Source organism: Parasphingopyxis sp. (assembly GCF_052168275.1).
Classification (GTDB): Bacteria; Pseudomonadota; Alphaproteobacteria; order Sphingomonadales; family Sphingomonadaceae; genus Parasphingopyxis.
The window spans coordinates 1-12535 of record NZ_JBQLZM010000010.1 but is presented as its reverse complement, the minus strand read 5'-3'; the positions used below and the strand labels follow the sequence as shown (position 1 = coordinate 12535).

Here is a 12535-nt window from a genome sequence, read left to right as displayed (position 1 = left end):
CGTCGAAAGCTCGATCGCCTATGAATTCGTGCGCTACGACGAGATGCGGGGCTAGGGGTGATGCGATCAAGTCCATGAAAAAAGTCACTTAATCGTAACGGATGCGGCTCACTCTGTTCCGACAAGTCGTCTCGACCTTCTCCCAATGGCGAAAATGGTCGATAGTCGAATGGATTGGGGAACGGATTATGAATCGTATTCTGCTCGCAACCGCAGCCTTGTTTCTGCCGGGGACACTTCAGGCGCAAGCCCAGGGGCAGGGTGATGTGTCGGTCACCATCTACAACAACGATGTAGCGCTTATCCAGGATGTGCGGACAATGTCCCTCGGCGCCGGCAGGACGCGGCTCGAATTTCCCGATGTTTCCGCGCAAATCCGTCCGGAAACGGTGACGCTGGGCGGCGACGGCATCGCGATCGTCGAGCAGAATTTCGATTACGATCTTCTGTCCCCGGCGGCGCTGATGGAAAATGCGGTGGGCGAACAGGTAACCCTGATCAGCACCAATCCCGCGACCGGTGTCGAAACGCGCGAAACCGCAACAATATTGTCCGTGAATAACGGCGTGATCGTGGAGGTTGCCGGCCGGATCGAGGTGCTGCGCGACGATGGCCGTCCGGTGCGCGTCGTGTTCGATCAGATTCCGCCCAATTTACGCGCCGACCCCACCCTGTCTGTGACGCTCGACAGCCGGCGCGCAGGGCGCCGTCCGCTTAGCCTCAGCTATCTGACGCCAGGGCTTGGCTGGAGTGCCGATTATGTGGCGCTGTATGATGCTGGCGCGGGAACGATCGATGTCCAGGGCTGGGTCACACTGACCAACACGACGGGCACCACGTTCGACAATGCCGATACCATTCTAGTGGCCGGGACCGTGGAAATGGTCGATTCGAACGCCTATCGGCAACGGCGCAATGTCCGCAACACGCAGACGATGACCCGTCCGGGCACGCAAACGAGCGACCGGGAACAGCTCGGGGATTTCTACCTTTACCCGCTGGCCGAGCGCACGACGATTGCCGACCGGCAGACCAAACAGGTCAATTTCCTCGACGTTCAGGGCGCGAACGCCACTAACGGCTATGCCTATCGCGTTTACGGTTTCAACAATACCGAGGAGGCGCAGAGCGCGGACAGCATATTGCGCTTTTCGAACAGCCGCGACGGCGGGTTGGGTGATGCGCTGCCCGCCGGCATCGTCCGCGTCTATATGCGCGATGCGCGGGGTGATCCGCAGTTTATCGGCGAGAGCGCGATCGGGCATACGCCAATGGGGTCGGAACTTGCGTTGACGACCGGCCGTGCGTTCGACGTCAATGTCGAAACAGCGGTCGTGTCGCGGTCCCGGATGGCGCCGTGGCATTATCGCACGCAGATGCGGTATACACTGTCGAACGCCAGACCGGCGCCTGTACGCGTCCAGCTCGATCAGCGCGGCCTGTTATGGCGCTGGCCGATCACAAAGGTCGTGGCGGAAAGCCAGCAGAGCGAACAGCTCTCGGCCGACGGCGTGCGGTGGGAAGTCGATGTGCCCGCCAACGGCACGACCGAAATCACTGCAACGTTCGATACCCGGTATTGAGGCAGCGATGCGATACGTCATCCCGGCGTTCGCGATGGTCGCGCAGATGGCGTCCGCGCTTCCCGCTCAGGTGATTTCGGAAGGCCCGGACGATGTCGCGGTGACGATTTATCGCGACCCCGGTCGCGAAGGTGGTGGTGGGATGGATCTTGACTATTTGAACGGCTTCGCGCTGATCACGGAAACACGCGAGATCGTTCTGCCAGCCGGTGCGGCGGAGGTTCGTTTCGAAGGCGTAGCCGACGGCATAGTTCCGGTCAGTGCGATCGTGACCGGGCTGCCCGGCGGCACGGTGCAACGTAACCGCGACGCGCGCCTCCTGTCTCCTGCATCGCTGATCGACGGATCGCTCGGCAACCGGGTCACCATAAGACGGGCCGACAGCGAAACCGGCGCGATGCGCGAGCAGGATGCCATCATTCGGGCCGGGCCCGACAATGGCGTTATTTTCGAGACAGCCGAGGGGATCGAGGCCTTCCAATGTTCGGGATTACCCGAAACATTTGCGTATGACGGTCGGCCGGCGGGTGTGTCGGCGCGGCCTACCTTTTCGGTTCGCACGATCAGTGCGGAAGCGACGCGCGCGACGGTAACCTTGTCCTATCTGTCGACGGGTTTCGACTGGACCGCTCATTATGTAGCCGAACTCGACGAGGACGGCCGCCGGATGGATATTCTCGCCTGGATGACGCTGGCGAACAGCAACGGTCAGAGCTTTGCCGATGCCCGGTTGCAGGCGGTTGCCGGTACGCTCAATCGCGAGGCGGCAGACGATGTGGCCGATCGTTACCGAAATCTCAGTCTGCGCCTCAATTGCTGGCCGCGCGGGTCGACGCGAACCGGGGTGCGGCGCCGCGATTTGCGTTCGGACCCGGGCCCTGGAATTCCCATCATCGTGACCGCGCAGCGTAGAAGCGGGGCGATGATGGAAATGGCCACGTCGATCTCTGTAATCTCCACGCAGGAAGATCTCGGCGATCTCAAACTGTACCGCTTCCCCGAACGCGTCACGATAGCCGCCAATGCGCAGAAACAGGTGGCCTTGCTGGTGCGGCCCGATGCGCGTTTCGACCGCTACTATGCGGGTATTGCCCAGTTCGACGCCGACGTGCCCCTTCAACCGCTGAACCTTATGTTTCGTGCCCGGAACGTGCAGCGCAACGGTTTGGGCGTGGCCTTGCCGTCCGGAGCCGTCAGCGTCTTCGGCGCGACGGCGAACCGGCGCATGCAGTTGGCGGAGAGCCGCTTGCCCGATAGCGCCGTGGGGGAACTTGTCGAACTCGCGGTCGCACCGAGCACCCAAGTGATGTTGTCGACGGTTCGCGGCGAGGATAGTGGTGATGCGAACGAATGGCGGCTTACCGTCACGAACGCCAATTCCGTCCGGGCCGAGGTGGAGATCGATATTGGCGCGCAAACCGTGAACCTCGATATTCCGGGCCGTGCGCGCACCGTCGAGCGAGAGGGGCGGCGGTATTGGCTCGTGAGAGTGCCGGGAGAAGGTGAACGGTCGCTTCGGCTACGCGTACTTCCCTAGCGCTTCTTCTCGAGCGCCGCGACGATTCCGCGCAGCGCCTGGACGTCGGGCGAGGTCCAGCCCGGCTTGGTCAGCATCGTGCGCAAGTTGCGCTTCGTCGTCGGCGTGCGGTCGGGCGGGAAGAAATAGCCGGTCGGTTCGAGCGCCGCTTCGAGATGCGCGATCAGCGCGTCGAGTTCGGCCTGGGGGGCGGGCGGCAGCAGCTCCTTCTCGGTCGGGATGGCGAGCCCGGCGCCCTTCGACCATTCATAGGCGATCAGGACCACCGCCTGGGCGAGGTTGAGCGAGCTGAAATCGGGGTTCACCGGGACGGTGACGATCGTGCCCGCGAGCGCGACATCGTCCGCGTCGAGACCGGAGCGTTCCGGGCCGAAAAGGATCGCCGATGGTGCCGGAAGTTGGCGGATGTTGGCGGCGGTTTCGGCCGGAGTCAGCACCGGCTTGTCCAGACCCCGCTTTCTGACCGTGGTTGCGTAGACATGCGAACAGCCGGCCACCGCCTGCGCGACACTTTCGCAAACTTCCGCATTCTCGAGCACGCTGTCGGCGCCGGAGGCGGCCGGAAAGGCGTCGGGATTGGGCCAGCCGTCGCGCGGGGCGACGATCGCCATGTCGGTCAGCCCGAAATTGAGCATCGCCCGCGCCGCCTTGCCGATATTCTCGCCGAGCTGCGGGCGGACGAGGACGATCTTCGGGGGAGGGGCAACGGGCTCGCTCACTCCTCGAACAGGTCCTTCACGGTGCCGGCAAACTCCTCGAAATCCTTGGCTTCGCGGAAATCCTTGTAGACGCTGGCGAAGCGGATATAGGCGACGCTGTCGAGCTGCTGCAGCCCCTCCATCACCATCTCGCCGATCCGTTTCGACTGGATCTCGGTCTCGCCGCTGGTCTCGAGCCGGCGCTGGATTCCGGATACGAGCTGGTCGATCTGTTCCTGCTCGACCCCGCGTTTCCGGCAGGCCAGCGACACCGACAGATGGATCTTGTCGCGGTCGAATGGTTCGCGGCGATCCTTGCTCTTGACTACCGTCAGCTCGCGCAGCTGGATCCGCTCGAAGGTCGTGAACCGCGCCGCGCAGCTCTCGCACTGCCGCCGCCGCCTGATCGTCGCCCCGTCCTCGGTGGGCCGGCTGTCCTTTACCTGGCTGCTGTCATGCGCGCAGAAAGGACAGCGCATCTACAGTTCCGGATAGATCGGAAAACGATCGCACAGGGCCTCGACACGCTGGCGCACTTCGGCTTCCACCGCCGGATCGCCATCCTCGCCCTTTTCGCGCAAGCCTTCGAGCACATCGGCCACCATGTCGCCGATCTCCCGGAATTCCGCGGGGCCGAAGCCGCGCGTCGTGCCGGCGGGAGAGCCGACGCGGATGCCGCTCGTCTTGGCCGGGGGCAGGGGATCGAAGGGGATGCCGTTCTTGTTGCAGGTGATGCCGGCGCGCTCGAGCGCCTCGTCCGCATCCTTGCCGGTCACGCCGAGCGGGCGGAGATCGATCAGCGCGAGATGCGTGTCGGTGCCGCCGGCGACGACATCGGCGCCGCGCTCCTTCAACCGGCCTGCCAGCACCTTCGCGTTCTCGACGACAGCGGCGGCATAGCTCTTGAATTCGGGGCGCAGCGCTTCGCCGAAGGCCACCGCCTTGGCGGCGATCACATGCATCAGCGGACCGCCCTGGAGACCGGGGAAGACGGCCGAGTTGATCTTCTTGGCGATCGCCTCGTCGTCGGTCAGCACCATGCCGCCGCGCGGCCCGCGCAGCGTCTTGTGGGTCGTCGTCGTGACGACATGGGCGTGGCCGAACGGCGTCGGGTGCACGCCCGCAGCGACGAGGCCTGCGAAATGCGCCATGTCGACCATCAGATAGGCGCCGACCATGTCCGCGATCGCGCGGAAGCGGGCGAAGTCGATGATCCGCGGATAGGCGGATCCACCCGCGATGATGAGCTTGGGCTGATGCTCCCTGGCGAGCGCTTCGACCTGGTCGTAATCGATCAGATGGTCGTCCTCGCGCACGCCATACTGGATCGCGTTGAACCATTTGCCCGACTGGGCCGGTTTCGCGCCGTGCGTCAGATGGCCGCCCGCATCGAGCGACATGCCGAGGATCGTGTCGCCGGGCTTGGTCAGCGCCAGCATCACCGCGCCATTGGCCTGGGCGCCCGAATGCGGCTGGACGTTGGCGAAGCCGCAGCCGAACAGCTGTTTCGCGCGTTCGATCGCCAGCGTCTCGACCGAATCGGACGGGGCGCAGCCCTGATAATAGCGGCGGCCCGGATAGCCTTCGGCATATTTGTTGGTCAGCACCGAGCCCTGCGTTTCGAGTACCGCTTTCGAAACGATATTCTCCGAGGCGATCAGCTCGATCTGCTTCTGCTGCCGCGTCAGCTCGGCCTTGAGCGCCTTCGCGACATCGGGATCGGTGGTTTCCACCCGGTCCGAAAAGAATCCGTCCGGCTGGACGTCGTTGAGATTGGCGGGGTTGGTGCTCATCGAAATTCCTTTAGGCGGGTTCCCGTGCGGGGGCCGGATTGGAGAGTTTGTCGACGCGGCGCTGGTGGCGATCGCCGCCGAATTCGGTGGACAGGAAGGCCGCGAGGCAGTCCTTGGCGGTTTCGACGCCGATCAGCCGCGCGCCCATCGCGATCACGTTCGCGTCATTATGTTCGCGCGACAGCCGGGCGGAGAGATTGTCGGAGACCAGCGCGCAGCGACAGGCCGGATTGCGGTTCACCGCGATCGAGATCCCGATGCCGGAGCCGCACAGCGCGACGCCGAACTCTTCGTCGCCCGAGGCGATCGCTTCGGCCAGCGCATAGCCATAATCGGGATAGTCGACCGACTGGGTCGAATGCGGGCCGAGATCGGTCACGTCATGGCCGTGGTCCTCCAGCCACGCGACGAGCGTCGCCTTCAGCTCGATGGCGGCGTGGTCGGATGCGATGGCGATGCTGTGCGGCATGGGAGCCTCCATGGGCGGTGCGCTTGCCCATTTAGTCGCGATGGCCGGCTTTCGCCACCACCCATTGTGGTTTTTTCCACATTTGTTTGGCCGCGTGGCCCGCCCGTTAGGCCGCGAGCCGCAGCTCCATCCGGTCCCAAATCTCGACCAGCGCGTCGGTCAGTTCGCGCATCATCGCCTCGTCATGCGTCGGGCCGGGCGTGAAGCGCAGGCGTTCGGTGCCGCGCGGAACGGTCGGGTAATTGATCGGCTGGACGTAGACGCCGTACTCGGCGAGCAGGATGTCGCTGATTCGCTTGGCCTTGACCGGATCGCCGACCATCAGCGGCACGATATGGGTCGTCGAATCCATGACCGGGAGCCCGACTTCGGCGAACATCGTCTTGAGCGTGGCCGCCGAGGCCTGCTGCGCCTCGCGCTCCTCGCTCGATTCCTTGAGATGACGGACGCTGGCGAGCGCACCGGCCACGAGAACCGGCGAGAGGCTGGTCGTGAAGATGAAGCCCGGCGCATAGCTGCGGATCACGTCGACGATCATCTTGTCGGCGGCGATATAGCCGCCCATCACACCGATCGCCTTGGCGAGCGTGCCCTCGATGATCGTGACCCGGTCGGCGACCCCATCGCGATCGGTGATCCCGCCGCCGCGCGGCCCGTACATGCCGACCGCATGGACCTCGTCGCAATAGGTGAGCGCATTATACTTGTCGGCCAGGTCGCATATCTCGGCGATCGGCGCGACGTCGCCGTCCATCGAATAGACGCTTTCGAAGGCGATCAGCTTGGGCGCTTCGGGATCCTCGGCGGCCAGCAATTCTTCCAGATGGTCGAGATCGTTGTGCCGCCAGACATGCTTTTCGCAGCCCGCGTTGCGGATGCCGGCGATCATCGAGGCATGGTTGAGTTCGTCGGAAAAGACCACGCATCCCGGCAGCAGCTTGCCGAGCGTCGTCAGCGTCGCTTCGTTCGAGATATAGCCGGAGGTGAAGAGCAGCGCGCCTTCCTTGCCGTGCAGGTCGGCCAGCTCATTCTCCAGATCGATATGGTAGTGGGTGTTGCCGCCGATATTGCGCGTGCCGCCCGAACCCGCGCCGACATCGTGCAGCGCCTCTTCCATCGCCTCGATCACCTTGGGATGCTGGCCCATCGCGAGATAGTCGTTGGAGCACCAGACGGTGATCGGCTTCGGTCCGTTATGCCCGGCAAAGCAGCGGGCATTGGGGAAGGCGCCCTTGTTGCGCAGGATATCGATGAACACCCGATAGCGGCCTTCTTCGTGGAGCCGTTCGATGGCTTTCGAAAATACGCGCTGATAGTCCAAGATTCGTCCCCCGGGGATTAGGATTGGGGGTCATGTAATGGCTGGAATTGGCCATTTCCAGCGCGAACGACTCGCAACAAGCCTAAAGTGTCTCGAAATTTTCAAGGCCGTATCGCGCAAGGCCCGCGCGCAGAGGTTCCGGATCGCTGCCGTCCGAAATGAAGATCGCGGTGCCCGGCCGGGGTTCCGCGGGCCAGGGCTGGCCTTCGGTCAGATAGGCGGCCCGCCGCGCAATGCCCTCGCCGCCGTGGACGAAGGTGACCGGATGCGGGGCGGCGGCGGCCAGTTCCTCCTCGACGAGCGGGAAATGCGTGCAGGCCAGAACGACCGTGTCGATCTTCTCGCCACCGGGTTGGCCGAACAGCCCGTCCAGCACCCGGGCATAGGCGCCCGGATCGGTGGGCAGGCCGCGCATCTTCTGCTCGGCCAGGGCGACGAGTTCATGGGTGCCGTGGCGGATCACCGTGCAGTCGCTCGCGAATTCGCGCGACAGATTGTCGACATAGGGCTGGCGCACGGTGGCGGCGGTGCCCAGCACGCCGATCACCCGGGACTTGGAGATCGCCGCTGCGGGCTTGATCGCGGGCACGGTGCCGACGATCGGGATGGCGAGCGCGGCGCGCACCGGATCGAGCGCGATGACCGACGCCGTGTTGCAGGCGATGACGGCGAGGCGCGCATCGACATGTTCGGCGAGCCGCCCGAGCAGCGCCGGAACGCGGGCCGCGAGTTCGGTCTCGCTCTTCTGGCCATAGGGATATCCCGCCTGGTCGAGCGCGTAGGCGATCGGTGCCCGGGGCAGCAATGCGCGGATCGGGCCGAGAATCGAGAGCCCGCCGACACCGGTGTCGAGCAGCAGCAGGGGTTGGTCGGCGCGCATGGCGATCTGCCATATGGCCAAGCGGGGCGGGCCGCAATGGACGGAAAGCGCCGTGGCGATTGCAGCAACGGACTGGTGCGCTATGACCGGACCGTACCGGCATGAGGAGGCATGACCATTATCGACGACCCGCTCTGGCTGGCTCCGGCGCTCGCCCTGGTCCTCGGCTATCTGTTCGGCTCGGTGCCGTTCGGGCTGTTGCTGACGCGCGCCACGGGCGCGGGCGACCTGCGGACGATCGGCTCCGGCAATATCGGTGCGACCAACGTGCTGCGGACCGGGCGCAAGGGTCTGGCGGCCGCGACGCTGCTGCTGGATGTCGCCAAGGGGTTTCTTGCCGTGATCCTCGCGCGGCTGCTCGGCGACGATCCCGACGCAATGATGCGGCTCGCGGCGGTCGGCGCCTTTGTCGGGCACTGTCATCCGGTCTGGCTCAAATTCCGCGGCGGCAAGGGCGTGGCGACCTTGCTCGGGATCGCGCTGGCCTTCGGCTGGGTCTATCTCCTCGTCTTCGCCGTCGTCTGGCTCGGGATGGTCGCGCTGTTCCGCTATTCCTCGGTCGGCGGAATGAGTGCCGCGCTCGCCCTGCCGATTGCGGCCTATTGGCGGGGCGAGGCGCTCGTGACGGTCCTCTTCGCCGGGCTCGCCCTGCTCGTGCTCTGGAAGCATCGCGGCAATATCGGGCGGTTGCTCCGTGGCGAGGAGCCCAAGGTCGGCGGTTCGGGCCGTGGCTGAGACTCGGCATGCGGCCAAGCTCCGGCTGGCCCGGTCGCAGAATATCGGTCCGGTCACCTATGCCCAGCTGATGGCGCGTTTCGGCACGGCGGAAGCCGCGCTCGAGGCGATACCCGATCTCGCCCGGCGCGGCGGCGGCCGTGCGCCGAAGCTCGCCGATCCCCGGGCGATCGAAGCGGAAATGGCCGAAGTGGAGCGGTTGGGCGCGCGCTACATCTTCGTTCACGAGCGGCCCTATCCGGCCGCTCTCGCCCAGATCCAGACGGCGCCGCCGGCATTGATCGTCCGCGGCGACCTGGCGCTGCTCGACAAGCCGCTGATCGCGATGGTCGGCGCGCGAAACGCCTCGGCGGCCGCGCGGCGCTTCGCCCGCGAGCTGGCGTTCAGGCTGGGCGGGGAGGGCTATGTGGTCGTTTCCGGACTGGCGCGCGGGATCGATACGGCCGCGCATACCGGGTCGCTCGACAGCGGGACGATCGCCGTGATCGCCGGCGGCATCGATGTCTTCTATCCGCCCGAAAATGAGGATTTGCAGCTCGACATCGCCGAGCGCGGGCTGCTGATCGCCGAACAGCCGCCGGGCAGCGAGCCCAAGGCCCGGCATTTTCCCTATCGCAACCGGATCATCGCCGGACTTGGCATGGGCACCATCGTCGTCGAGGCCGCGCCCCGGTCAGGATCGCTGATCACCGCGCGACAAGCCAACGAGTTCGGGCGCGAGGTCATGGCGGTACCGGGTTCGCCGCTCGATCCACGCGCCCAGGGCTGCAACCAGCTGATCCGCGACGGTGCGACGCTGATCCAGACCGCAGAGGATGTGGTGACGACGTTGCGGCCCTTCGACGTCCTGAGGATCGAGGAGCCGGACTACCCGTACCGGCAGAAGCCCGCCTCGCCGGACGTCGAGGCCGCTCAGCGGAAAACGGTTGTCGAGCTCCTCGGGCCGGTGCCCGTCACGGTCGACGAACTGATCCGGCAGTCCGCCGTCGCGCCCGCCGCCGTCCAGACGATCCTGCTTGAACTTGAGCTGGCGGGGCGTCTCGAACGGCATGCCGGAGGGAAGGTCAGTCTTTCGGACCCGGCTTGACGAACCGCATTTGCATCCCATCCTCGTACGCGTATGAGAGCCCGGCCTGATCTGAGAGAAACGTCCGCCCTATGAAACTTGTTGTTGTCGAGTCGCCGGCCAAGGCGAAAACCATCGAAAAATATCTTGGCGGCGATTATCGCGTCCTCGCATCCTACGGCCATGTCCGGGACCTGCCGCCCAAGGACGGGTCGGTCGATCCCGACAACGGTTTCGCGATGACGTGGCAGGCCTATGCGGACAAGACCAAGCAGCTGAAGGCGATCACCGACGCGGCGAAGGAGGCCGAGGAACTGATCCTCGCAACCGACCCCGATCGCGAGGGCGAGGCAATCAGCTGGCACGTCCAGGAGGTTCTGGAAAAGCGCAAGGCGCTGCCGCCCAAGGTCGAGCGGGTGGCGTTCAACGCGATTACCAAGGCGGCCGTGCTCGAGGCGATCGCCCATCCGCGCGAGCTCGACGAGGATCTGGTCGATGCCTATCGGGCCCGGCGCGCGCTCGACTATCTGGTCGGGTTCACCCTCTCGCCGGTTCTGTGGCGCAAGCTGCCTGGGGCGAAGTCGGCCGGCCGCGTCCAGTCGGTCGCGCTGAAGCTGGTGGTCGAACGCGAACGCGAGATCGAGGCGTTCAAGCCACAGGAATACTGGTCGATCGCCGCCCAGATGGAGCAGGACGGAACGGAGTTCACCGCCCGGCTGGTCCGCTGGAAGGGGGACAAGATCGAGCGGCTGACGATCGGCAACGAAGGCGAGGCGATGGCGGCGAAGGCCGATGTCGAGGCCGGGCTGTTCCAGATCGTTTCGGTCGAGACCAAGCCGCTGACCCGCAATCCGCCGCCGCCCTTCACAACCTCGACGATGCAGCAGGAGGCGGCGCGCAAGCTCGGCTTTGCGGCGAGCCACACGATGCGGATCGCGCAGCAGCTCTACGAGGACGGCGCGATCACCTATATGCGGACCGACGGCGTGCAGATGGACGGCTCGGCGATTTCCGCGGCGCGCGGCGCGATCGCGAACCGCTATGACGCGAGCTACGTTCCGGACGCTCCGCGGGTCTACAAGAGCGAGGCGAAGAATGCGCAGGAAGCGCACGAGGCGATCCGTCCGACCGATTTCTCGCGCGACAAGGTCGGCGGCGGCGATCACGCCCGTCTCTACGACCTGGTCTTCAAGCGGGCGCTGGCCAGCCAGATGGCGTCGGCCCGGCTCGAACGCACGACGGTGGAGATGGAAGAGGGGACGGGGCAGACGGCGCTGCGCGCGACCGGCCAGGTCGTCAAGTTCCCGGGCTTCATGGCGCTCTACACCGAGGGCCGCGACGATGACGGCGACGAGGATTCGAAACTCCTGCCCGTGATGAACAAGGGCGACGCACCCGCGAAAAAGAGCGTCGAGGCCGAGCAGCATTTTACCCAGCCGCCGCCGCGCTATTCCGAAGCGAGCCTCGTGAAGAAGATGGAAGAGCTCGGCATCGGCCGTCCGTCCACCTATGCCTCGATCCTCAAGACGCTCAAGGACCGCGAATATGTGCGGGTCGAGAAGAACCGCTTCTTCCCGGAGGAGAGCGGACGGCTCGTCACCTCGTTCCTCCAGCGTTTCTTCGAACGCTATGTGAGCTACGATTTTACCGCGGGGCTCGAGGAAGAGCTTGACGATATCTCGGGCGGCCGCGCGCAGTGGCAGGAAATCCTCGCCGCCTTCTGGCAGGACTTCAAACCGAAGACCGACGAGGTGATGGAGCAGAAGCCGTCGGACATCACGGCCGAGCTCGACACGTTTCTCGAACCGCTGCTGTTTCCCGAAAAGGACGACGGGTCCGATCCGCGGCTCTGCCCGCGCTGCAACGAAGGCCGGCTGGCGCTGCGCGGCGGGCGCTACGGCGCTTTCATTGCCTGCTCCAACTATCCCGAATGCAAATATACGCGGCAGTTCGGCCAGCGCGGCGGCGAGGGCGAAGACCATGGCGAAGACGAGGTTCTCGGCCAGGATCCCGAGACCGGCGAGGATATCGAGTTCAAGACCGGCCGCTTCGGACCCTATGTCCAGCGCGGCGAGGGCAAGGAGGCGAAGCGTGCGTCGATCCCCAAGGATGTCGCCCGCGCCGATGTCGATCTCGAAATGGCGCTCAAGCTGTTGTCGCTGCCCCGGATCGTCGGCGAGCATCCGGAAACCGGCAAGGAGATCGAAGCGGCGATCGGGCGCTATGGGCCCTATCTCCGGCATGACGGTAAATATGCGAAGCTCGAGACCACGGCGGAAGTCTTCGAGATCGGCATGAACGCGGCGGTCGTGAAGATCGCCGAAGCCAAGACCCAGGGCGGGCGAGGGCGCGGCGCGCGCGAGCCGCTCAAGATTCTCGGCAAGCATCCGCGCACCGAGGAAGAGATCAAGCTGATGGACGGCCGCTACGGCCCCTATGTCACCGACGGCACA

The 12535-nt window shown here is 65.2% G+C and carries 11 protein-coding genes; 5 read left to right on the top strand and 6 right to left on the bottom strand.

From position 1 onward, the window contains the following. Nucleotides 1–320 precede the first annotated feature (320 nt). Entirely contained in the window at nucleotides 321–1583 is a 1263-nt protein-coding gene (locus tag ACTS1X_RS01060; RefSeq protein WP_442612535.1) for a DUF4139 domain-containing protein, read from the top strand. Between the two features lie 7 nt (nucleotides 1584–1590). Continuing rightward, nucleotides 1591–3120 carry a DUF4139 domain-containing protein gene (locus tag ACTS1X_RS01055; RefSeq protein WP_442612534.1) on the top strand — a complete coding sequence of 510 codons (1530 nt, stop codon included), beginning with the start codon at nucleotides 1591–1593 and terminating at the stop codon, nucleotides 3118–3120. Here ACTS1X_RS01055 and ACTS1X_RS01050 read toward each other — a convergent pair. The 6 genes from ACTS1X_RS01050 to murI form a co-directional block, all read right to left on the bottom strand. Next, nucleotides 3117–3839 carry an RNA methyltransferase gene (locus ACTS1X_RS01050; RefSeq protein WP_442612533.1) on the bottom strand — a complete coding sequence of 241 codons (723 nt, stop codon included), beginning with the start codon at nucleotides 3837–3839 and terminating at the stop codon, nucleotides 3117–3119. The two genes, ACTS1X_RS01055 and ACTS1X_RS01050, sit on opposite strands and share 4 nt — an antisense overlap. Then, nucleotides 3836–4297 (bottom strand): transcriptional regulator NrdR, encoded by a 462-nt coding sequence (gene nrdR, locus ACTS1X_RS01045; protein WP_442612532.1) that lies wholly within the window; start codon nucleotides 4295–4297, stop codon nucleotides 3836–3838. Before nrdR ends, ACTS1X_RS01050 begins: the two co-directional genes overlap by 4 nt. Further along, nucleotides 4298–5611: a serine hydroxymethyltransferase gene (glyA, locus tag ACTS1X_RS01040; RefSeq protein WP_442612531.1), complete on the bottom strand. Its 1314-nt coding sequence runs from the start codon at nucleotides 5609–5611 to the stop codon at nucleotides 4298–4300. Between the two features lie 10 nt (nucleotides 5612–5621). Continuing rightward, entirely contained in the window at nucleotides 5622–6080 is a 459-nt protein-coding gene (gene rpiB, locus ACTS1X_RS01035; RefSeq protein ID WP_442612530.1) for a ribose 5-phosphate isomerase B, read from the bottom strand. Between the two features lie 106 nt (nucleotides 6081–6186). After that, nucleotides 6187–7401: a 5-aminolevulinate synthase gene (gene hemA, locus ACTS1X_RS01030; protein ID WP_442612529.1), complete on the bottom strand. Its 1215-nt coding sequence runs from the start codon at nucleotides 7399–7401 to the stop codon at nucleotides 6187–6189. Between the two features lie 82 nt (nucleotides 7402–7483). Continuing rightward, complete coding sequence (gene murI / locus ACTS1X_RS01025) at nucleotides 7484–8281, bottom strand: glutamate racemase (protein ID WP_442612528.1); 798 nt, start codon at nucleotides 8279–8281, stop codon at nucleotides 7484–7486. A gap of 111 nt (nucleotides 8282–8392) precedes the next feature. Between murI and plsY the strand changes: the two genes are divergently transcribed. From plsY to topA, 3 genes are all read left to right on the top strand, one after another. Beyond that, a complete protein-coding gene (gene plsY, locus ACTS1X_RS01020) occupies nucleotides 8393–9016 on the top strand; it encodes a glycerol-3-phosphate 1-O-acyltransferase PlsY (protein WP_442612527.1) in 624 nt (207 codons plus the stop codon). Next, the gene (dprA, locus tag ACTS1X_RS01015; RefSeq protein WP_442612526.1) at nucleotides 9009–10103 is read left to right on the top strand and encodes a DNA-processing protein DprA; all 1095 of its coding nucleotides are present in this window, start codon (nucleotides 9009–9011) and stop codon (nucleotides 10101–10103) included. The genes plsY and dprA overlap by 8 nt, the downstream gene beginning before the upstream one ends. 71 nt (nucleotides 10104–10174) lie before the next feature. Then, the coding region (topA, locus tag ACTS1X_RS01010) for a type I DNA topoisomerase (protein WP_442612525.1) at nucleotides 10175–12535 on the top strand (2361 nt) is incomplete at its 3' end.

Excerpts from the sequence above, each read along its gene's own strand:
- ACTS1X_RS01055 (WP_442612534.1), top strand. The coding sequence starts at position 1,591 with ATGCGATACGTCATCCCGGCGTTCGCGATGGTCGCGCAGATGGCGTCC.
- glyA (WP_442612531.1), bottom strand. The coding sequence starts at position 5,611 with ATGAGCACCAACCCCGCCAATCTCAACGACGTCCAGCCGGACGGATTC.
- murI (WP_442612528.1), bottom strand. The coding sequence starts at position 8,281 with ATGCGCGCCGACCAACCCCTGCTGCTGCTCGACACCGGTGTCGGCGGG.
- rpiB (WP_442612530.1), bottom strand. The coding sequence starts at position 6,080 with ATGCCGCACAGCATCGCCATCGCATCCGACCACGCCGCCATCGAGCTG.
- nrdR (WP_442612532.1), bottom strand. The coding sequence starts at position 4,297 with ATGCGCTGTCCTTTCTGCGCGCATGACAGCAGCCAGGTAAAGGACAGC.
- ACTS1X_RS01060 (WP_442612535.1), top strand. The coding sequence starts at position 321 with ATGTCCCTCGGCGCCGGCAGGACGCGGCTCGAATTTCCCGATGTTTCC.
- plsY (WP_442612527.1), top strand. The coding sequence starts at position 8,393 with ATGACCATTATCGACGACCCGCTCTGGCTGGCTCCGGCGCTCGCCCTG.